We start from the raw sequence: 21,147 nt of genomic DNA, 5'->3' as shown, positions 1-21,147 counted from the left end.
TGCGCGCGTTCGGCAAACGCGCGCGCGTTTGCGGCAGAGGTGGGCGGTAAACCGATCACCCGACGCCTCAGCCCGCCATTTTCTCGTACAACCGCGTCACATCGGCGTCGGACCAGCCGGGCGGCTCGAGGATGTCGGCCCACATGTTCACGGCGTCGGCTCCGTAACTGTGGCCGTGTCCGTCGTCGACGTCGGTGGAGAAGACCTGATCGAACGTCAACTGCCAGAAGGTCACGAACGGAAACCACTGCACTCCCGGGTCGACGTCGGTGCCGCGGGGTTCGCGTAACCAGTCGGGCCGGTTCAGGATCAGATCCGGTGACCACCACACGATCGGGTCGGATGCATGCTGCCAGTACACGATTCGCGGGTCTTCCCACGGTCCGTCGATGTCGAGGTCACCGGACGAACTGGCGAAGCGCACGTGTTCGCCGCCGTCGACGACGGGCAGTATCTCGCGAGAACCGGCGTCGCGTCCGGCCGTGATGCGTGCCCATTGCGGGGTGAAGTTCGGGTTGCCGACCCACAGGGCACCGTCGATGCGCGCGATCATGTCCTGCGCGCCGCTGAACGCGTCCTGTCCGCCGTAGGCACCGAGGCTTTCACCGAACAACACCAGCTTGGGTCGCGCATCCTCGGGGAGTTCGCTCCACACCGCGTACACCGCCTCGAAGAGGGCTCGTCCGGCGTCCTGCGGAGTCTGCCGGTCGGCCAGAAATGCCATCGGGCTCGGCAGAAACGAGTACTGCATCGACGCGATCGCCGAGTTGCCGTCGTACAGGTATTCCAGAGGGCGAGCGACGTTTTCGTTCACCCACCCGCGTCCGGTCGTCGTCGCGACGCCCAGTACAGCGCGGGAGAATGCGCCGGTGCGTTCGAGCTCGGCCACCACCCGATCGGCGACGCCTTCGACGGTGTCCGCGGACTCCACGCCCGCGTAGACACGGATCGGTTGCACCGCAGGCCTTCCGGTGAACTCACTGATCTCGTCCGGTGATACCCCGGACACGACGAAGCGTCGCCCCTCCTGCCCCAGGGATTCCCACTCCTCGTTCGAGGCGTCGGAACCCGACAGTTCGGCCGCGGTGGGCTTCTCGACGCCGTCGTGGTTGCCGCGGTCCGCAGTCGAGGCCGACTGCTCCGCGACCGCAACGATGCCGCGAACGAGTGCGCCGTTGACGGCGAACACCACCAACAGGGCCACGACGATCACGCTGGCGATCCGTGCGACCGGCTTCGGCACATATTGCTTGCCCCACCGCGTCAAGGCCTGAGAAGCCCGCCGCAGCAGACGACCCAACGCCAAGACAGCGACGGCCACCACCACGGAGACGACCAGTACCGTGATGTACAGCGGCCTGCCGGGGTCCTCCACACCGACGAGCTTGCGAACGATCTGCTGCCACCACGATCCCAGGATCAGAAACAACGGAACGGCCACCGCCGCAGCAACAGCCAACGCCCACCACCCGCGTCGACGCCACTGCTCGGACCAGTCCGGCGACACCCCGCAGGTTCGAACCACCCACGCGATCAGGCAGCCGACGCCGTATCCGATCGCGACGCTGATACCGGTGGCCACCGCCTGCAGGTACCAGACGCGGGGCAACAGGGACGGCGTCATCGACAGCGCGAAGAACACCACGGCGAACAACAGGCCGACGGGATGGAGCGCGCGGCAGTACCGATCCGCTCGCGAGTCCTGCCAGAAGGAGCCGATCCGGGCCAACCGCCGTGTGGTCACGTCCTGATCGTATTTCTCGGCCGACTGGGCTGCACCTGCTTCGACGTGCAAGCATTCAGGACATGAGTGTCCTGGTTTGCTTCCATGCACATCCCGACGACGAGGTGTTCGGGACCGGCGGGGTGATGCGCCTCGCCGCCGATGCCGGCCATCGCGTCGTCCTGGTCACCGCCACCGACGGTGCCCTCGGCGAATACCCCGACGGCATCCTCGCCGAGGGCGAGACGTTGGCCGAGCGCAGGCGCATCGAGCTGGATCGTTCGGCGGCCGCTCTCGGTGTCGCCCGCATCGTGCGGCTGCACTATGCCGATTCCGGTATGGCCGGCACTGCAGAGAACGCGAACCCGGACGCGTTCTGCAACGTCGATGTCGACACGGCGGCCCAGCGATTGGCCGAGGTGCTGCTCGAGGAGAAGGCCGACGTCGTCACCATCTACGACCCGAACGGTGGCTACGGTCACCCGGACCACATCCAGGTTCACGTCGTCGGCAAGCGCGCAACCGAGATCGCCGAGACTCGCTTCGTGTACGAGACCACCACCAACCGCGATCACATGCGCAGACTGATGGAGGCCAATCCGCACTGGGGCGAGGAAGCGTCACCGCCGGACCTGGAAACCTTCGGTCTGCCGGAAACCGAGATCACGACGGTGGTCGACGTGTCCGGCGCAATGGACGCCAAACGGGCAGCGATGGAAGCCCACGAAACACAGATCGGCGACTTCGGACCGTTTCTGCAGATGTCTCCGGAAGACCTCGCCACCACGTTCGGCACCGAATGGTTCAGAAAACTCCGCGGCACCGGCGGCGTCGGGCTCACGGAGACCTCGCTCCCGCTCTGACCTGGCCGGACAGCGGACGCAAGCGCGACGTACGCGTCGTGCAAGCGCCCGGGGCGATGGTTGGCCCCATGACCACACCAGCAATCGAGGCCCAGAACCTCGTCAAGACATTCGGTAAGCAACGCGCCGTCGACGGCGTCGGCCTGACCGTTCCCACCGGGGCGGTCTACGGCGTCCTCGGCCCCAACGGCGCGGGCAAGACCACGACGGTCCGCATGCTCGCCACCCTCCTGCGACCCGACGGCGGCTCGGCCCGCATCTTCGGCCACGATGTCGTCGCCGACGCCACCGCCGTCCGGTCTCTCGTCGGTGTCACCGGCCAGTACGCCTCGGTCGACGAGGATCTCACCGCAACCGAGAATCTCGTCGTCTTCTCCCGGCTGCTCGGGCTCGGTCGCCGCGAGAGCAAGGCCAAAGCCGTCGAACTCCTCGAGGAATTCGGGCTGGCCGAGGCGGCACACCGACCGTTGAAGATGTTCTCCGGTGGGATGCGTCGACGCCTCGATCTGGCCGCGAGCCTGATCTCGGCGCCACCGTTGCTCTTTCTGGACGAACCGACCACCGGCCTCGATCCCCGCACCCGAGCGCAGATGTGGGACACCATCCGTCGACTCGTCGCCGAGGGCTCGACCGTCCTGCTCACCACCCAGTACCTCGACGAGGCCGACCAACTGTGCGATCGAATCGCGGTGATCGACCACGGTCGTGTCATCGCCGAGAACACCGCCGACGGGCTCAAGTCGTCGGTAGGCACCTCCGCACTGTCTCTGACTCTCACGGACCGACACCGGATCGACGACGCCCGAGCTCTCGTCGCGACGCAACTGGGCACAGATGTGTCGGTCAGCCCCGAGTCCGCTCGACTGACCGCACCGATGACGGACACGTCGATGACCCCGGACATCTTGATTCGCCTGCGCGACTTCGGCATCGAGGTCGGCGAGATCACCGTCACCAAACCCAGCCTGGACGAGGTCTTCCTGACTCTCACCGGCAAGAGCGCAGACGAGGACGCAGCATGACAACAACACTCACCCGACGGTCTTCGACATACATCGACCCCGCCGACCGACCGGTCGTGCGCCACATCGGTCTGGCCCGCACCGTCACCCAGTCGATCACCATGGGATACCGCGGGCTGCTCAAACTCCGCCACAATCCGGAACAGCTCACCGACGTGGTGCTGCTGCCGGTCATCTTCACCCTGATGTTCAGCTACATCTTCGGCGGTGCGGTTGCGGGCGACGTCACCTCGTACCTGCCGATGATCGTGCCGGGAATCCTGGTCCAGACGGTCATCACCGGGTCCGTCGTCACCGGCACCCAGCTGCGAGAAGACATGGACAAGGGCGTCTTCGACCGATTCCGATCACTCCCGATCGCTCGAATCTCCCCGCTCGCAGGAGCATTGATGGCCGATGTCATCCGCTACCTGATCGCCGCCGTGGTCTGCTTCGCCACCGGCTTCGCGATGGGCTACCACCCGGCGGGCGGAGCCCTCGGTCTACTCGGAGCCGTGCTGCTGGTGATGTTCTGTGCATGGGCGATCAGTTGGATCTTCGCACTGCTGGGCACCTTGATGAGCAAAGCCTCATCGGTTCAGGGCATCTCGATGCTGGTGTTGTTCCCACTGACGTTCCTGTCCAACGCCTTCGTCGACACCAGCACCATGCCGAGTTGGTTGCGCGCCTTCGCCGACGTCAACCCCGTCTCGCACCTGGTGACGGCCGTTCGTGAGCTGGCGAACAACGGGCACTTCGGAATTCACGTCGTGTACTCCCTCGTCGGCGGTGCCGTCATCGTCGCGATCTTCGCCCCACTGACCGTCCGCATGTACATGCGCAAGGCCTAGACGAGTGGAAGCAACCGCAGAATCTCGCGCAGCGCACCGTTTCTGGTGAATACAGCGGCCCGAGCGAGCCCGGCATCGACCGCACGGTCACCGGCAACCGCTCGGGCCGCACGCACATGTCGATCGATCCGCATCGACGGAAAGTCCTGCCGACCCACCGCCCTGCTCGACACCGCCAGCAACTCCACCCCCACGGCCCGGTTTCCGCGGTGAATCTCGAACGAACCCACCGCACACGCCACTGCGCCGAGCATCGGAACGTCGTAGAAACCGCCCGGTACCAACATATTCCACGGCTTGCGTGTCAACGCAGCCACCGCGTCGTCCATGTCCTCGGCGCGCCCGTGCAGAACGTGCGCACCGACAGCCGCACACACCAGAATCGTCATGAACGGATCGCTCGGATCCTCGGACGGCCACCCGCCCAACGCCAACGCCGCACGAAGACCCCCGAGACCCTGCTCGACGGCACCGTCCTCGAGATCCGCCGCCGCCCGCACCGCCGTCAGCGACGCGGAATTCGACCGCTGCTGAGCGTGATCCCAGCGGGCACCGACGTCGTCGCCCGAGGGTGGATCGAGGGTGAACTCCTGTCCCTGCGCCGCGGCCTCCAACTCGTCGATCAGTTCGCGTCCCTCGTCCACGCGACCGGCTCCGATCAACGCCATCGCCAGAAAAGCGCGCGTCTGCATACTCTCCTCGAACGCGTGCAGCTCCCACATGACGTCGGCCGAGGTTCGGTAGTACTCCACAGCCCGGGAGTAGTCACCCGAGAGCCCGTACGAGCTCGCCAGCGTCTGCGACGTCGAGCCGACGGCCCACAGATCGCCTCGACGGCGCGCGATGGCGAGCGCCTGCTCCGCGTCTCGGATCGACTCGTACAGGCGACCCGAGTTCTGCGCCATCATCGAGCGAACGACGTACGCGTTGCAGCGAACGTCGTCGTGCTCGGATCGGACGGCACGGGCCAGTTTTCGGGCCAGGCCTCGACCCCCGGCGTGGTGGACCACAACCTCCGAGTCGAAGCGCAACCCCGGCGACACCGCTGACCGACTGTTCAGCAAGTGCCGGAGATCTGTGCGAATGCGCGCTACCCGACGTAGATTCCCGCCGTAGGCGAAGTGGGCTGCCAGCACCAGCAGAGCCATCACGGCATTGTCGTCGGGCGTACCGCCCATCCCGCCACGCATGCTGCTCATCACTCTGTCTGCCCAGTTGAGCACCTCCGAATGCGCCCCACGCATGGCCCAGAAGTAGCCCAGTACCGAGAACAAGGTACACACGTGGTCCGAAAACTGTTGCGCAAAAGAATGTCTCATCACCGACAGCAGGTTGTCGTGTTCGGCCTCCATCAGGGCGACCATCTCGGCCGGACGCCCACCCGAGTAGCCCGCGGACACCCGAACGGCGACGGACGCAGACCACTCCCGCAGTCGAGCTGCGACGGTTTCGGCCTCGCCACTGGCGTCGAGCTGCTCCTCGCCGTACTCGCGGACGGTCTCGAGCATGTGGTACCGAATTCCGGTCGGCGATTCGACCACGCTGAGCATGGACTGATCGACCAGACCGTCGAGCGCAGCCGAAACATCCTCCACCGCAGCCCATTGTGCCACCTGCCTCGCCGCGTCGAGATCGAATCCCGCCGGGAACCGGCACAATCGACGCAAGGCCGCTTGTTCGGAGGCGTCGAGCAGATTCCAACTCCAGTCGATGACGGCGTGCAACGTCCGATGCCGTTCCGGCCTGGTTCGATCCGCCGATGTCAGAAGCGTGAAGCGATGATCGAGCCTCGCGTCGATCTCCTCGACGCTCATCGACTTGACCCGCGCCGCAGCCAGTTCGATCGCCAACGGCAGTCCGTCCAAGGTGCGGCACAATCGGTTCACCGCGTCGGGTTCGAGGCGCGCCGACGGCCGAACCGCCCGGGCCCTGACGCAGAACAGTTCCGTCGCAGGCGAATTCGAGCCGACGACACCCAACGACGGTAGCGGGAAGACCGACTCGGCCGCGATCCCCATCGGGGAACGTGACGTCGCCAGCACCGTCACCGCGTCGGACGACGCCACCAGGGCGTCGACCACAACCGCGACCTCGTCGATCACGTGCTCGCAATTGTCGAGAATCAGCAATCCCCGCCGCGACGAGAAGACGTCGACCAGTCGTTCCCGAATCGAATGGACCCGGGTGACCGGAAGGCCACCGACCTTGATGTCGGCCTCGGTGAGCCCCAGGGTCGCTCCGATCGCCGACGCGACGTCCTCTTCGCTGCGCAGCGATGCCAGTTCGACGAAAGCCACCGACATGTGGGCACCGGCGCGGCGACCGAGTTCGTGTGCGATCCGCGTCTTACCCGCGCCGCCGGGTCCGAGGACAGTGGTGACGCGAGAACTGCCGAGCAGTACCTCGATCGCGTCGAGGTCCTCGCCTCGTCCGATCAGTGCGTTCGGTGCGGCGCGCAGACCGATGGTCTGCAGCATCTTCGGCGCGGTGTGCCCCAGAATCTCGGTGTTCAACGCGGTCACGGCCGGCGAGGGGTCCGTTCCCAGACGGTCGGCGAGTTCGGATCGCAGTGCCGCGAACACCGAGAGGGCATCGTTGGATCTGCCCGCGCCGTGCAGTGCACGCATCAGGTCGGCGGTGGCGAGCTCGTCGGTCGGGTCCGCGGCGACTCGCGCCCGCGCGAGCGGAATGGCGTCGTCGAAACGGCGCAACCCGAGCAACGCCGAGATCTGGACGGACCTCAGCGTGACCTCGAGCAGTTCGGCCTGCGCCCGGACCGGTTCCGCCGGCTCCCCTCGCCACAGGCCAGAGGCGTCGAGCACACCGTCGAGGGCGTCCTGCCACTGCGAAGCTGCGAGTCGACCCTCCGCGGCCCGCGTGAGGACGCGGGCGCGTCCGAGGTCGGTGTCGTCGCTGCCCAGCGCCAACCGATAGCCACCGCGGTCGCTCTCGAGAACACCTGCGGGCAACACCGACCGCAGCCGAGAGATCTGCGTCTGCAGAGCGTTCTTCGGCGAACGGGGAGGCTCGCCCGGCCACACCTCGTCGATGAGGGCCTGTGCCGACCGTATCCGCCCCGGTGACAGCGCCAAGGCCACCAACAGGGCCTGCGCCCGCACACCCGGTACCGGAACCAGTTCGCTGTCGATTCGGGTCGCGACGACGCCGAGGATCCCCACCACCGGGAGGTCGGTCGTGAGGTCCTTCGTCCGAGGATGCGCGATATCGATGGGCACTGCCACCAGATCGTAGGCCGATGACGCGACCCCTTCGACCTGACGTTCGGATTGTTTCGAGCCTCTAACCAAACCGTGAGACGGTACAGTGTCCACGTCGCCTGTCACGAGGGCGAGTACGTCAGACCTGGACACCGTCACCGAAATGGAGAGGCCGGAGAAGCGATGCGTTCGTCAGTGGGTGTGTCCCTCGGCACGTGCGGCATTCGCACGGCTCGGACCACCGAAGACGGCGCATGGACCGACGGCACCCCGTTCGACGACTGGCAGCTCTCCCCCACCGCCGCGGACGTCGCCCGCGTCGTGCGCGGCATCGTCGACAGCCCGGACGCGCCCCAATCCCTCGGCGTCGCCTATCGCACCCCCGCGGAACGTACCGGGATCGCCGACGCGCTGGCCGAAGAGTACGTCTCCGACGTCCATCTCATCGACAGAACCGGCGCGGCAATGGAGTACCTGCGCCCAGGGCTTCCCTCCCACCATAGAACGATCGCGCTGTTCGACGCAGGCGAGACCGGAGTCGACGTCGACATCGTGGACGTCGAAACCGGCCGCTCCTACGGTTCGGCGCGGACCACCGCCATGAGCGGTGCCTCCTTCGACTCAGTGGTCCGTGAACACATACTCGGACTCGGCATAGTGCGTCCGCCCCACTCTCCCGACGAGGACAGCGCGCTGACGGCCTTCTGCCGCGGAATCAAGGAAGCTCTGTCCTCGCACCTGACCACCAGCACACCCGATGGCGAGCACATTCTCCTCGAACGGCACATCTTCGAGTTGTCCATCGCACGCTCCACCGAACAGGCCGCCGAGACGGTGCGCAGGCTCGGCCTGGAGGCCGAGTTCTATCCCGACGCCGTCATCGCCATCGGCGGCACGTCCAACGTCCCGTTGGTCCGGGCCACCCTCGAACGATTCCTGCAACTGCCGGTCGTCGTCCCGGACCGGCCCGAACTGGTCATCGCCGGTGGTGCCGCGGTACACGCCACCCACGTCGACGCGACCCACATGCCGCCCGTCGTCTCGCACCGTCCCGCCCTGACTCGACTGGGCATGATCGCGCTGCCGATCGCGGGCGTCATCGCCGCAATCGGACTGTTCACCGCACTCGAATCCAGCGACGAGAATCAACAACTGAGCACCCCCGCCAGCGTCGGCGAATCGGTTCCACAGACCACTACACCCGCTGCCACCAGGACCACGACGCCCACATCGTCGCCGCCGCCCGACATCCCACCTCCCCCGCCGACCACCACCGCACCTGCGCCTGCTGCCGCGAATTCCGCGCCCTACGTGCAGTACCAGCAGCCGCACTACTACCCGCCGGCACCTCCGCCCGCCCCCACGGTGCCCCTGCCCCAGATTCCTGGTGTCCAGATGCCCGTGATCCCGCTGCCGGTATTGCCGCGCCTACCGTTCTGACCGGCCGCGTTCTCACCCATCGGACAGATACGGAAAGATCGTCGCTCATGGCCACCACTGCGCAATGGATCGAAGGTGCGCGACCGCGCACACTCCCGAATGCGATCGCCCCCGTCCTCGTCGGCACCGGTGCGGCCGTGTCGCTGGACGGAGGAGTGTGGTGGAAGGCGCTGCTGGCGTTGGTCGTCTCGTTGGCTCTGATCGTGGGCGTCAACTTCGCCAACGATTACTCCGACGGAATCCGCGGCACCGACGACGATCGAGTCGGGCCCCTGAGACTGGTCGGCTCGAAGGCCGCGTCCGCCGGGGCCGTCAAGAAGGCCGCGATCGGTTGCTTCGCCGTCGGCGCTGTGGCCGGACTTGTCCTGGCTGCGACCAGCGCGTGGTGGCTGATCGTCGTCGGACTGGTCTGCATCGCCGGAGCCTGGTACTACACCGGTGGCTCGAAGCCGTACGGCTACAGCGGTTTCGGCGAGATAGCCGTGTTCGTGTTCTTCGGTCTCGTCGCGGTTCTCGGCACCCAGTTCGTACAGGCCGAGCAGATCGACTGGGCCGGAGTACTGGCAGCGGTGGCCGTCGGCTCGTTCTCGAGCGCGGTCCTCGTCGCGAACAACCTTCGCGATATCCCCACCGACACCGAGTCGGGAAAGCTCACCCTCGCAGTGCGATTGGGCGACGCCCGCACCCGCTACCTGCATCTCGCGCTACTGGTGGTGCCGTTCGCGATGACCGTCGTTCTGATCGCTCGCACCCCGTGGGCACTCGTCGGCCTGCTCGCACTTCCCTTCGCCGCTCGCGCGAACTCCCCGGTACGCAAGGGAGCTCACGGATTCGAGCTGATTCCGGCACTGCGTGATTCGGGCCTGGCGATGCTCGTCTGGGGCGCGAGCACCGGCGTGGCGTTGGCCTTCGCCTAACGCTTGTCGGGCACCAACGCACCCAGCAGAAAGTTCACGATCGAGATGATGATCGCACCCCAGAACGCGGCGGCGAACCCGACGATCTCGAGACCGTAGCCGGTCTGCGACGACAGCCAGCCCGTCAACAACAGCATCAACGCGTTGATCACGAGAGTGAACAGCCCGAGCGTCAGAATCAGCAACGGCAAGGACAGCAGCTGCACCAGCGGCTTGATGAACGCATTGACGATCGTCAACACCGCCGCGATACCGAGCAGCACCACGATGTCCCACCCGTCGCCGCGCCCCGAACTGGTGACAGTGATGCCATCCACGAATTCTTTGGCAACCCAGATGGCAACGGCGTTGATCACGAGCCGAATCAAGAAGTTCATGGCGCCATCGTAGGGTCGCAGACGGCCGAGAGCTACGACGTCCGAACGAGCGAGACGATCGATCGCAACTGCTGGAGCGAACCTTGCTGCTGCACCAGTTCGGTGAACGAAGGATCGGCACCGCGAACCAAACCGAGAAGAACATGCTCGACGCCGATCTCGCGGTCCCGTCGTTCGACGGCTTCCTTCAGCGACAGCTTCAACACTTCTTTCGCCGATGGGGCGAAAGGGAGATGATGCGATGACGCCTGTGCGCCCTCCAGCGCACCCGAACCGAGAGCGGAGTCGATCGTCGAGACGACAGCGTCCAGGTCGATTCCCAGGGACCTCAACGCACGCGCATCCTGAGACTGCACGTTCGCGAGCACTTCGTCGACGGTGAACCCGGCCTCGCCCAGCGCCGTCTTCAATGGCTCGTCGGCGACGGACAGCACGCCGAGAAACAGATGGACAGGCTCCACTCGGGGCGAGTGCAGAGTCCCTGCGTGACCCTGAGCGCTGATGACGACAGATCTGGCCGACTTGGTGAATCGCTCGAACATTGTTGCCTACCTTCCCTTTCCGCCGTGCTTCTTGTGGACGGCCTGCCTGCTGACTCCGAGCGAGTCGGCGATTGCCTGCCAGGCCCAACCGTTGCGTCGAGCGTTCTGGACCTGAACGGCCTCCAGGCGCTCGAGCAACCGCCGAAGAGCGGCTACCGCACGCAGCCCCTCCCCCGGATCGGAACTGGCGGCTGCGGCGGCAAGTGCAGTGGCTTCGGTCATGATGTCAATCTAAGTTGACAGAAGGCAGCTGTCAACCCCAGTTGACGCGTTGGCATACGGTGCAGTCAGCGATCCAAAGCGATGTCGACAGTCACCCGCCCGCGATCGTCGCGGGTCGCCGTCGCCAGGCCGGAGTAGTGAACGCCGCCGAGGTCGACGTCGACGCGACCGCCGTCGTTCGTGAAGTTTCGCCACCAGTTCTTCTTGTCCGGCATGGCCACCCTCACTTTCAGGTGATCACCTTTCCGGCCGATAGCCAGCGGTAGCGAGATCTTCTTGCCGGACCTTCGGCCGGTGTACGTCAGGATCCCCATCGAACGTCCGAGAACCCTGTCGAGCACGGGCGCTTTCATCACGACCATGAAAACCCTGTTGAACGCTGCTGCCGATTTCTGGAAGGTGTTCACTTCGCCTCCTCCGGAGTCCCCCTGCACGTGAGGAAAAGCGTAGCGGCGTTGCTGCTCTACGGCATCGTCACTGCGAGGACACACCGCCCTCCATCGACTCGGCCACTACGTCCAGGGCTTCGAGGACTTGTGTGATTGCGGTAGTCGACCTCGTCGGATGCTCGAACAGGACGGCAGAACTTGTCGGTGGCCGGTTCTACACTTCTCGGCATCGGGTCGAATACGTGTTCGGCCCTTCGTCGCTGGGGGGTGACATGGGGCTACGCGAGTCGACGTGGATGGCTGACGATCACTCTGCTCTCGCCGACGTCCTCGGTGCGCGGAGAAGGATAAACGCTGCTCTCGCATCGGAACTGTCGCTCATGGACGATTACGTTCGCGGCCGAACGGCATGCGCATCCCCGTGGGACACCGGAGTGACAGAAAAGGATCTCTACAGCTCGGCGATCTGCGAGCTGGCAGCGGCTCTGTCGTCCACCTTCGCATCGGTCAACAACAGGGTGCAGATGTGGCGCCGATTGCAGCCGTCGGTGAAGCCTCGATTCGTCGACGGTTCGCTCGACATGGAGCGGGTCAGGACGATTCACGATCACTTGCTCCACGCTCGTCCGAGCACGGTGGTCGACATCGAAGCCGAGGTTCTCAAGGCCGCCGGAGAGATGGCACCCGGTGCCCTGGGGCGCGAGATCGATCGGCTGCTCACCGAGGCCGATCCGGAGTGGGACCGCGACGTGCGCAAGCGTGCCGCGCGCACGGAGAAGAGAATCCGGTTGCGGAGAAGAGCACGGGGCCTGTCCAGCCTGACCGCGGTGATGACCGACGGTGAAGCCGACGAACAGATTTCACGAATCGACGCCGTGATCGCGCGACTGCACCCGGAGGACCCTCGATCCCCCGATCAACGACGAGGCGAAGCACACACTGCCTTGATGCGTGGCGAAACACTGGTCTGCCAGTGCGCGACGTGCCTGATCGATCGTGGTGACACCGCCACTCCCGAGTCCGAGGACCCGCAGCCCACCGGCGCGACCGACGCGTCGGCCGGCGACACAGCCCACGAGACATCCAGCGCGAGTACTGAATCCGCGCCGCAGGGGCCTGTTGGTCCGATCGGGCAACCGCGACCGGCCACAGCACCACCCGAGAACACAGCACGACCCGACCAGGCGTCGCCGCTCGGTGATAGACCGCGCCCGCGACCGGGAGGAGGGACGCTGATCGAACGTTGGCGGGCCGTCGTCGAGCGCAATCCTCTCGGCGAGCACGCGCTTTACCCCGACGGACACGGAGGCATGACGGTTCCGCCGCCGGGGGCACTGTCTTACAAACCGAGTAGGGCACTCGCGGCGCGGGTACGAGCCGACCATCCGTACTGCCTGCATCCCGGCTGCGACGTGCCTTCGGATCGGTGCGATCTGGACCACATCGTCGAGTTCGACCGGCAGAATCCGAAGCGAGGTGGCTGGACGATCCCGACGAACATCGGCCCGCGCTGTCGGCTCCACCACAACCTGAAAACACGCAAACTCTGGCACACCGAACTGCTGCCGGAGGGGGTGTTGCACATCGTCGATCCACTCGGACGCCACTACTTCACTGCGCCGACTCTGTGATGATTCCATCGCATAGGGTTGGTTCGGTGAGCACCGCGAATCTGACCCGGACCGAAACTCGCAGGCGATCGCGCCACATCAGCGGGGTGAATTATCGCGTTCACCTGGACCTTCTGCGCGCGGAAGACATGGACCTCGACACCTTCGAGACCGTGACGACCATCGAATTCGACGCGACGACCGCTGCGACATGGGTGGATTTCATCGGTGCGACAGTCGACGAAGTCACCGTCAACGGCATCGACGCGGCGGTCGATTACGACGGCTCCCGCATTCAACTGGTCGGGCTCACCGAGCACAACATCGTTCGGATTCGCACGCACGGACGGTACAGCAGGACCGGCGAGGGACTGCACCGATTCGTCGATCCCGTCGACGACAACGTCTATCTCTACACGCAGTACGAACCGGCCGATGCACGCCGGGTGTTCGCGAACTTCGAGCAACCGGATCTCAAAGCCCCCTTCACCCTGACGGTCACGGCTCCGCCGACGTGGATCGTGCTGTCGAACCGCGAGGGAATCACTGCCGACTCGGTCACCACTTTCGTACCGACCCTGCCGATATCGACGTACATCACCGCAGTTGCGGCAGGCCCGTATCACTGCGTCCAATCGTCCTGGACGCGAGGCGAACTCACCGTCCCTCTCGGTGCGTACTGCCGGGCGTCTCTCTCCGAATACCTCGATGCCGAGGACATCTTCGACATCACGAAGCGGGGGCTGGACTTCTTTCACGACAAGTTCGACTACCCGTACCCGTTCGGAAAGTACGACCAGATCTTCGTCCCCGAATACAACCTCGGCGCGATGGAGAATCCCGGCCTCGTCACGTTCACCGAATCGTATGTATTCCGTTCTGCGGCAACCGAAGCCCAGTACGAGGCCCGCGCAAACACGATTCTGCACGAGATGGCGCACATGTGGTTCGGCGACCTCGTCACGATGCAGTGGTGGGACGACCTGTGGCTCAAGGAATCCTTCGCGGACTTCATGGGTGCGTACGCGTCGGCCGAGGCGACCCGATTCACCGATGCCTGGGTCAGTTTCGCCAACCGACGAAAAGCGTGGGCATACCTGCAGGACCAACTGCCGACCACCCACCCTATCGTCGCCGACATCACCGACCTCGAGGCTGCGAAGCTCAACTTCGACGGCATCACCTACGCCAAGGGGGCGAGCGTCCTCAAACAACTCGGAGCGTTCGTGGGTGCAGATGCCTTCTTCGCCGCTTCCCGCAACTACTTTCGCACCCACGCTTTCGGAAACACCACGCTGACGGATCTACTGAGCGAGATGTCCGCGGCGAGCGGGCGCGACCTCGATACCTGGGCTGCAGCATGGCTGCAGACCACCGGCGTCTCGACGCTCAGCTACACCGGCGATGCCGTCGAGCAGACAGACCCGCGGCCTCACCGAATCGCCGTCGGGCTTTACGATCTCGACGAAGCGGGGAATTTGACGAGAACCCACCGCCGAGAACTCGACATCTCCGATGCACGAACGCCGGTCGACTTTCCCCACGCCGCACTGGTGCTGCTCAACGACGATGACCTGACGTACGCCAAGATCCGATTCGACGAGCGCTCGATCACCACCGTGCGGAACCACCTCGATCGCATCGTCGATCCCCTCGCCCGAGGCCTGGTGTGGTCAGCGCTGTGGAACTCCACCCGCGACGCCGAGATGTCCGCACTCGAATACATCGACATCGCAACCAGATTCGCGCCCAACGAGCCCAAGATCGGCCTTCTGTCGGCGGTCACCGCGAACGTGGCGTACGCCCTCGAGCACTACCTCCCGGAGGACCGACGGGACGAACCGACGCGGCAGTGGCTCGAGGCGTCGTGGACGCAACTGCACGCGAGCGAGCCGGGGAGCGACGCCCAGTTGGTGTGGGGGCGAGCCACCGCGGCCGCCGCCCAACTCGACGGTTCCCGCGCAGTCGAACTGCGCGCCCTTCTCGACGGCACAGCGACGGTGCCAGGTCTACGTCTCGATCCCGATCAGCGCTGGTCGTTCTGGTTGGCCCTGGCCGCAACCGGGAACGCGACCGCAGCCGAGCTCGACGCCGAGCTGACCACCGACAACACCTTGTCGGGACGCACCGCACACACCGCGGCATCGACGGCCATACCCGATGCCGAGGTCAAGGCGAGGGCGTGGACTGCCATCACCGAGCGCGACGATGCGTCCAACGACGTTCTCGACGCCTTCATCACCGGTTTCGGGGCCGGGCACCGACCGGATCTGACCCAGCCCTACGGCAATCGTTACTTCGAGACCATCTCCTCGTTGTGGACCTCGCGCAGCATCGAGATCGCCAGGCGAATCGTGGTCCGTCTGTTCCCGCAGCAGTCGTCGACGGAGGCCGCGGACAGCTGGCTCGCCGAGCACGAGTGGGCACCGGCTGCCCTGCGGCGCTTGGTGATCGAGCAACGAGACCACCTGGCGAGAAGCCTCCGAGTGCAGGCGCGGCTAGGGTGATGGCCATGTCCACCACCGACACTCGCCGCTCGCTTGCCACTTCTGCGCTCGCTGCCGGCGGTCTGCTCGGCGGCTTCGCCGTTGCCCGGCAGTCTCACAATCGTCAGCTCGGCGGAGCGGTGCTCGCAGCCGTCGGGGTGGTATGCACGACCCGTTGGCAGAGATCCTCGGGTTCGGTCCGTGCCGGCGCCTTGCTCGGGACCTACCTCGTCGCGTTCGGTGCCTCGCACCCGCTGGCCAAGAAGATCGGTGCCTGGCCGGCGGTCGCCGCGGTGTCTGCCGCAACTGCAGCGGCATCGATGGCGGTGAGCAAGTAGGTCCGCTCAGAGCACCCCGGTACGAACGAACTGTTCGAGCGCTGCTGTTGGTTCGTCGAGATCCATGCCCTGGTTCGAGACCCATGTGTCGTCGAAATAGGTTTGCGAATACCGATCTCCGCCGTCGCACAGCAGTGTCACCACGCTCCCACTGCGGCCGGCGGCGATCATTTCCGCGATCAATCCGAACGCACCCCAGATGTTGGTGCCCGTCGATCCGCCCACTCGTTTGCCGAGTGCGTCCGAGGTGAATCGTGCGGCGGCCACGGAGGCGGCGTCGGGTACTGCGATCATTCGATCGATCACCTGGCCGACGAACGAGGGTTCGACGCGCGGTCGACCGATGCCCTCGATGCGTGAAGACTGCCCTGTTTCGTAGCCCGCGTCTCCCGACTCGTAGCCGCCGATGAACGCGGAGTTCTCGGGGTCGACCACGGCCAGTTGCGTTGCATGCCTTCGATATCGAATGTAGCGGCCGATGGTGGCACTGGTCCCACCGGTCCCCGCACCGACGACCACCCAGTCGGGAATGGGGCACTCCTCGAGCCGAAGTTGGTCGAAGATGGACTCGGCGATGTTGTTGTTTCCGCGCCAGTCGGTGGCTCGTTCGGCGTGCGTGAACTGGTCCATGTAGTGACTGTCGGGCTCGGCCGCGAGTCGATGCGCTTCGGTGTACATCTCACCGGGCTTGTCGACGAAGTGACATCTTCCGCCGTGAGACTCGATGAGTGCGACTTTGGCGGGACTGGTACTGCGTGGCATCACGGCGACGAACTTCAGTCCGAGCAGTCCGGCGAAATACGCTTCACTGACGGCAGTGGAGCCCGACGAGGCCTCGATCACCGTGGTGCGTTCGGTGACCCAGCCGTTGCAGATCGCGTACAGGAAGAGCGACCGAGCCAACCGATGCTTCAGGCTGCCGGTGATGTGCGTCGACTCGTCTTTCAGATACAGCGAGATTCCCCAGGCCGCGGGGAGGGGGTATCGCAGCAAGTGCGTGTCGGCGCTGCGCTGGGAATCGGCCTCGATCAACCGGACCGCGTTGTCGACCCACGCCCGGGATCCCGAATGATCGACAGACCTGGTCACTTCTTGCCGTCTTCACCGCGCAACTTCGACTGCAGGTCTGCGCGCGCGGCGCGCCTGTCCTCGTCGACGGCTGCGATGGACTCGTTGACGCGGATGCGCATGTTCTTGAACAGGAGCAGCGAGAGAGGTAGTGAGATCAGCACCGAGAAAATCGCGGCCACGAGTACCGGGACCTCGACGCCGAAGAGTAAACCGACGCCGACGATGACGGCCGCGATCACGACGACGAGCGCCAGTCGCGCGAAGGTGTAGACACCGAGGTTGACGGCGAGTGACTTCTTCGCCGACCTTCCTGGCGCGGCATTTCCGCTGGTGGGATCGTTGCTCTCGGCATTCGTCGCGTCGCTCACGGGTCCCAATCTACCGGGCTCGGCAGCCACTCCGACCCACCCCCGGCATGACCGATTTGTCCATTACCTCCCCTTTACCAACCTTGTATCAGTCGAGTACCTAGGGGTTCGAGTGCAACCATGGGGATCGAACGCAGCAGACCGATATCTCCGGTTCGACGCATATGCACCGAACCGCATCGTAGGAGGACACGACAAGATGAGCGCACCCACATTTCACAAGGCTCAGGACTCACTGCTCACTCCGGGTCAGGTAGCCGCGCTTTTCCACGTCGACCCCAAGACAGTGACGCGCTGGGCACATGCCGGCCGCCTCGGATCCCTCCGCACTCCGGGCGGGCACCGTCGATTCCGCGAGACCGAGGTCATGCAGTTGCTGACCTCACTGACGACGGAAGCCGGCACACACCACTGATCGGCTGGCTCTGGGGCCGATCCACCCGCAGTATCCGCACCCGTACGAACTCATCGAACATTCTCAGGAATCTTCGACGCTCGACGGGTGCGGAGGTGGTTGCATCACAGCTACTCTCGTAGTAGGAGGTGCGTCGTGATCTATCTTTTGGCGTTGATCGGCTTGGTGGCAGTAATCGTGCTGTTCTGGAAGGCATTCGGACCCAGTACGCAGGCTCCACCCACCCGCACTGTGGGACCCGATGACGATCCCGATTTTCTGTGGCGGATCAACCGTGAGGCTCGCCGCGGAGGGAAAGACGGAACCGAGGCCGGCACCGAACCCAGCGAATAGGTCCGGTGGTTCTCAGTTGCGATGGGCAGCGGTGGGCGCGTCGGGGAATCCCGCCGCTACCGCCGCCGCGACTTCCAGCAGTGCCTTTCGCGTGCGCCCACGAAGACGATCGAGTTCGATTTCCGCCCCCTCCTCGAGATGCGGGTCGAACGGGATCGTGCGAACCCGAGCGCAGCGCTGCTCGAAGTGTTCGACAACCTTCTGCAGGTCGACCTTTCCGGCCCTCTGCCGAACGCCGTTGACGACCGCGACCGATGTGGCGACCAGTTCCCGGTAGCCGTGCGCATCGAGCCAATCCAGCGTTGCCGACGCGCTGCGCACACCATCGACCGACCCCGAGCTGACCACCACCAGAGTGTCGGCTCCCTCGAGAATTCTTTCCATCGCCGAGTGCATCAGACCGGTGCCGCAATCGGTGATGACGATGCTGTAGAACTTCTCCAACAGCGACACCGCGCGATCGTAATCCTCACCGCTGAATGCCTCCGACGCTGCCGGATCCGAATCGGATGCCAACACCTCCAGTCGATGCACGTTCTGCGACGTGTATGCCCTCACGTCGCTGTAGCGGTCCAGAGACTGTATGTCGCGCAACAGATTACGGACGGTGGAGGTCGTCTCGAGCGGCACCTTCTGACCCAGCGTTCCACGATCGGGGTTGGCGTCGATCGCGATCACCCGATCACCTCGAATCTCGGCGAACGTCGAGCCGAGGGTTGCCGTCGTCGTGGTCTTGCCGACACCGCCCTTCAGCGACAGCACCGCGACGCGATGGCATCCGACAAGAGGCCGATCCACCTGCGCGGTCAAGGCCGAGCGTCGCTGCTGGGCGGCACTGTTTCCGACATCCACACGACCACCCGTCATCAGATACAACGCCCGACGCCACCCTCCCAGCGGCGGCGCATTCCCCGATCGGACGAGCAACGAACTACCGAGATCGAGTGAGGAGACCTGCTGCTCCGCCGACCGACTCTGGTCGAAGGCCGCCGGTGCCGGTGCGACCACCATCGCGTCACCCGGGGCATGCCTGAGCTGCTGTGGCTGACCAGGATGCGGCTGATTCGGATGTTGCCGACCGGGCCACTGGCCGGGCTGAGGTCCCCATTGCGTCTGAGGGTTCCACTGATTCTGGGTATGCCACTGACCCCCCGCCACCGAGTGCTGCTGCGGATCGCCGTGGTTCTGCGGTGCCCAATTGTGTTGCGGCCCAGCCTGATTCTGCGGAGCCAACTGATTTTGCGAAGCCCACTGGTTCTGGGGCCCCGGGTTCTGAGGGGCCCAGTTCTGAGGCACCGAATTCTGAGCAGCCCAGTTCTGAGGCACCGAATTCTGAGCAGCCCAGTTCTGCGGAGTCGAGTTCTGAGGCAACGGGCCCGAAGGCACCGGGCCCGAAGGCACCGGGCCTGACGGCATCGGACCCTGCGGCGGGGGTGGTGCCGACGCGACGGGCGGGCTCGCCTCGGGGGGCGTGTGTGGAGGAGTCGGTTTCACGGTCGGTGCCACGGGAGCCTTCGGCGCTTGCACCGGTGTCGTCGGTGTTGCCGTCGCGGTCTTGCCTTCCTCGGCCGGGGTCGCGGCGACCCCGGCATCCTTGCCGTCACCTTCTACCGGCCCAGACGAGTCTTTCGGTCGGGAAGCGCGCGGTGCAGGATTCGGCGGGGGTGTCGGCGCGGTCTCGGGTTGCGGCGCGGGCGGGTTCGAGATGCTTTCGGGCGGCATGGTGATGGGGGTCGATCGAAAGGGCTCGCGCGGCGGTGTGGGTGTGGCCTCCGTCGTCGCTGCGACGGCGATAGGTTCGGATCCCGTCGTGGGCGGCGCTGCGTGATCTTCCGGCACATCGTCGTCCAGTGGCCGGACGGGTTGCCAGTTGTCCTCGTGCCGATCGGCCATGACCGATTCCCCCCAGTTTCGCGTCCCACATCGAAGATCCGAGCTCGGATGTGTCCCCCATCGAGCCGGATCGGACGCTACCAGCTGGAGGTCCAGCGTGGAGGCTGTGGAACGAGCGAAGGTCAGTTCAGTCCCGCGTAGCTGTGCAGTCCCGAGACCACCATGTTGATGATGAAGAGGTTGAAGAGCATGGCGGTGAATCCGGCGATGTTGATCCACGCTGCGCGAGTGTTGCGCCATCCGGAGGTGGCGCGGGCGTGCAGGTAGGCGGCGTAGATGATCCAGGTGATGAACGACATGGTCTCTTTGGGGTCCCAGCCCCAGAAACGTCCCCATGCGGCTTCGGCCCAGATTGCGCCGAGGATGACGCCTGCTCCGAAGAGCGGGAAGGCGACGATCGTCGTCTTGTAGGCGAGTCGGTCGAGAGCTTGGGCGTCGGGCAGCTTGGAGGCGAATTTGCCCCAGAAACCGACGCTTTCCTCTCCCAGGGGCTGCTTGATGCGGAGCAGGAACAGCAGGCTCGCGACGCCGGAGACCAGCAGGATGCCGCTTCCGACGCTGACGATGGTGACGTGGATGGGCAGCCAGTACGAGCGCAGAGCGGGGACGACCGGTGCGGCGTCGGCGTAGAGCTTGGTGGCGGCGAAGAACATCAGCACGATGATGGGCGCGAGGACGAACACGAGCATCGGGCGCATCGTCTTCTTGCGCAGCACGATCACCGAGGTGAGGGCGGCGGCCGCCGTGGCCATGGTGACGAACTCGTACATGTTGCCGAGCGGGAAGCGGTGGGTGGCGAAGCCGCGGAGTACCACCGAGGCGACGTGCAGGGCGAGGGCTGGGGCGAGCAACGCGAAGCCCATGCCTGCGAGTCGTTCGGACAGCGGTCGCTTCGGTGTTTCGACGACGCGTCCGGGTCGGCTGTCGGCAATGGGGGCACCGGCACCGACGAGTTCCTTGGCTTGTACTGCCGTCGCCTTGGCGGAGGCGTACTGGGCGATGAGCAGGACGAATGCGAGCACGTAGATGGTGAACGCTGATTCGAAGGACCAGTCGCTGTACTGCGAGAGGGTCTCGTTGATCGGCATCG

20 protein-coding genes are annotated in these 21,147 nt (G+C 65.2%); 10 read left to right on the top strand and 10 right to left on the bottom strand.

The features are described 5' to 3' along the window. Window positions 1–67 precede the first annotated feature (67 nt). A complete protein-coding gene (locus CH296_RS15290) occupies window positions 68–1,720 on the bottom strand; it encodes an alpha/beta hydrolase (RefSeq protein ID WP_373557287.1) in 1,653 nt (550 codons plus the stop codon). A gap of 86 nt (window positions 1,721–1,806) precedes the next feature. Between CH296_RS15290 and CH296_RS15285 the strand changes: the two genes are divergently transcribed. From CH296_RS15285 to CH296_RS15275, 3 genes are all read left to right on the top strand, one after another. Then, the gene (locus CH296_RS15285) at window positions 1,807–2,586 is read left to right on the top strand and encodes a PIG-L family deacetylase (protein ID WP_045198964.1); all 780 of its coding nucleotides are present in this window, start codon (window positions 1,807–1,809) and stop codon (window positions 2,584–2,586) included. A 68-nt stretch (window positions 2,587–2,654) separates the two neighbouring features. Then, the gene (locus tag CH296_RS15280) at window positions 2,655–3,608 is read left to right on the top strand and encodes an ATP-binding cassette domain-containing protein (RefSeq protein ID WP_256980466.1); all 954 of its coding nucleotides are present in this window, start codon (window positions 2,655–2,657) and stop codon (window positions 3,606–3,608) included. Then, complete coding sequence (locus CH296_RS15275; RefSeq protein ID WP_032393914.1) at window positions 3,605–4,438, top strand: ABC transporter permease; 834 nt, start codon at window positions 3,605–3,607, stop codon at window positions 4,436–4,438. The genes CH296_RS15280 and CH296_RS15275 overlap by 4 nt, the downstream gene beginning before the upstream one ends. Here the strand turns inward: CH296_RS15275 and CH296_RS15270 are convergent. Further along, window positions 4,435–7,680 carry a BTAD domain-containing putative transcriptional regulator gene (locus tag CH296_RS15270; RefSeq protein ID WP_143546368.1) on the bottom strand — a complete coding sequence of 1,082 codons (3,246 nt, stop codon included), beginning with the start codon at window positions 7,678–7,680 and terminating at the stop codon, window positions 4,435–4,437. The two genes, CH296_RS15275 and CH296_RS15270, sit on opposite strands and share 4 nt — an antisense overlap. Before the next feature lie 159 nt (window positions 7,681–7,839). Here CH296_RS15270 and CH296_RS15265 point away from each other — a divergent pair, with 159 nt between their 5' ends. After that, entirely contained in the window at window positions 7,840–9,096 is a 1,257-nt protein-coding gene (locus CH296_RS15265; RefSeq protein ID WP_143546367.1) for an Hsp70 family protein, read from the top strand. Between the two features lie 47 nt (window positions 9,097–9,143). Next, a complete protein-coding gene (locus CH296_RS15260) occupies window positions 9,144–10,013 on the top strand; it encodes a 1,4-dihydroxy-2-naphthoate polyprenyltransferase (RefSeq protein WP_032393912.1) in 870 nt (289 codons plus the stop codon). Here the strand turns inward: CH296_RS15260 and CH296_RS15255 are convergent. From CH296_RS15255 to CH296_RS15240, 4 genes are all read right to left on the bottom strand, one after another. After that, window positions 10,010–10,390, bottom strand: coding sequence for a phage holin family protein (locus CH296_RS15255; protein ID WP_032393911.1), 381 nt, complete (start codon window positions 10,388–10,390; stop codon window positions 10,010–10,012). The two genes, CH296_RS15260 and CH296_RS15255, sit on opposite strands and share 4 nt — an antisense overlap. Window positions 10,391–10,422: 32 nt before the next feature. After that, window positions 10,423–10,932, bottom strand: a complete 510-nt coding sequence (locus CH296_RS15250; protein ID WP_094685121.1) for a Clp protease N-terminal domain-containing protein — start codon at window positions 10,930–10,932, stop codon at window positions 10,423–10,425. A 6-nt stretch (window positions 10,933–10,938) separates the two neighbouring features. Next, window positions 10,939–11,154: a hypothetical protein gene (locus CH296_RS15245; protein WP_032393909.1), complete on the bottom strand. Its 216-nt coding sequence runs from the start codon at window positions 11,152–11,154 to the stop codon at window positions 10,939–10,941. A 65-nt stretch (window positions 11,155–11,219) separates the two neighbouring features. Continuing rightward, window positions 11,220–11,561, bottom strand: a complete 342-nt coding sequence (locus tag CH296_RS15240; RefSeq protein ID WP_045198955.1) for a nitroreductase/quinone reductase family protein — start codon at window positions 11,559–11,561, stop codon at window positions 11,220–11,222. 278 nt (window positions 11,562–11,839) lie between these two features. Here CH296_RS15240 and CH296_RS15235 point away from each other — a divergent pair, with 278 nt between their 5' ends. From CH296_RS15235 to CH296_RS15225, 3 genes are read left to right on the top strand one after another with little or no spacing between them, the layout of a single operon-like run. After that, entirely contained in the window at window positions 11,840–13,174 is a 1,335-nt protein-coding gene (locus tag CH296_RS15235) for an HNH endonuclease signature motif containing protein (protein ID WP_179277729.1), read from the top strand. 26 nt (window positions 13,175–13,200) lie between these two features. Further along, window positions 13,201–15,660: an aminopeptidase N gene (gene pepN, locus CH296_RS15230; protein WP_094685119.1), complete on the top strand. Its 2,460-nt coding sequence runs from the start codon at window positions 13,201–13,203 to the stop codon at window positions 15,658–15,660. Between the two features lie 5 nt (window positions 15,661–15,665). Further along, a complete protein-coding gene (locus tag CH296_RS15225; protein ID WP_094685229.1) occupies window positions 15,666–15,977 on the top strand; it encodes a hypothetical protein in 312 nt (103 codons plus the stop codon). 6 nt (window positions 15,978–15,983) lie between these two features. Here the strand turns inward: CH296_RS15225 and CH296_RS15220 are convergent, their stop codons facing one another. Together CH296_RS15220 and CH296_RS15215 are read right to left on the bottom strand one after the other, a co-directional pair. Next, a complete protein-coding gene (locus CH296_RS15220) occupies window positions 15,984–17,066 on the bottom strand; it encodes a PLP-dependent cysteine synthase family protein (RefSeq protein ID WP_094685118.1) in 1,083 nt (360 codons plus the stop codon). Further along, window positions 17,063–17,416: a DUF4229 domain-containing protein gene (locus CH296_RS15215; RefSeq protein ID WP_082074078.1), complete on the bottom strand. Its 354-nt coding sequence runs from the start codon at window positions 17,414–17,416 to the stop codon at window positions 17,063–17,065. The genes CH296_RS15220 and CH296_RS15215 overlap by 4 nt, the downstream gene beginning before the upstream one ends. A 199-nt stretch (window positions 17,417–17,615) precedes the next feature. Between CH296_RS15215 and CH296_RS15210 the strand changes: the two genes are divergently transcribed. Continuing rightward, the gene (locus CH296_RS15210; RefSeq protein WP_008713732.1) at window positions 17,616–17,831 is read left to right on the top strand and encodes a BldC family transcriptional regulator; all 216 of its coding nucleotides are present in this window, start codon (window positions 17,616–17,618) and stop codon (window positions 17,829–17,831) included. A gap of 135 nt (window positions 17,832–17,966) precedes the next feature. Then, on the top strand, window positions 17,967–18,164 hold the full coding sequence (locus tag CH296_RS15205; RefSeq protein WP_032393904.1) for a hypothetical protein: 198 nt from the start codon (window positions 17,967–17,969) through the stop codon (window positions 18,162–18,164). Window positions 18,165–18,176: 12 nt separating this feature from the next. Here the strand turns inward: CH296_RS15205 and CH296_RS15200 are convergent, their stop codons facing one another. Together CH296_RS15200 and ccsB are read right to left on the bottom strand one after the other, a co-directional pair. Further along, window positions 18,177–19,580, bottom strand: coding sequence for a MinD/ParA family protein (locus CH296_RS15200; protein WP_218830260.1), 1,404 nt, complete (start codon window positions 19,578–19,580; stop codon window positions 18,177–18,179). Between the two features lie 599 nt (window positions 19,581–20,179). Beyond that, entirely contained in the window at window positions 20,180–21,145 is a 966-nt protein-coding gene (ccsB, locus tag CH296_RS15190; protein WP_032393902.1) for a c-type cytochrome biogenesis protein CcsB, read from the bottom strand. Between the last annotated feature and the right edge of the window lie 2 nt (window positions 21,146–21,147).

Source organism: Rhodococcus sp. 14-2496-1d (genome assembly GCF_002259365.1).
Classification (GTDB): Bacteria; Actinomycetota; Actinomycetes; order Mycobacteriales; family Mycobacteriaceae; genus Rhodococcoides.
Note: the sequence above shows the minus strand (reverse complement) of the source record. Positions and strands in the feature narration are given on the sequence as shown.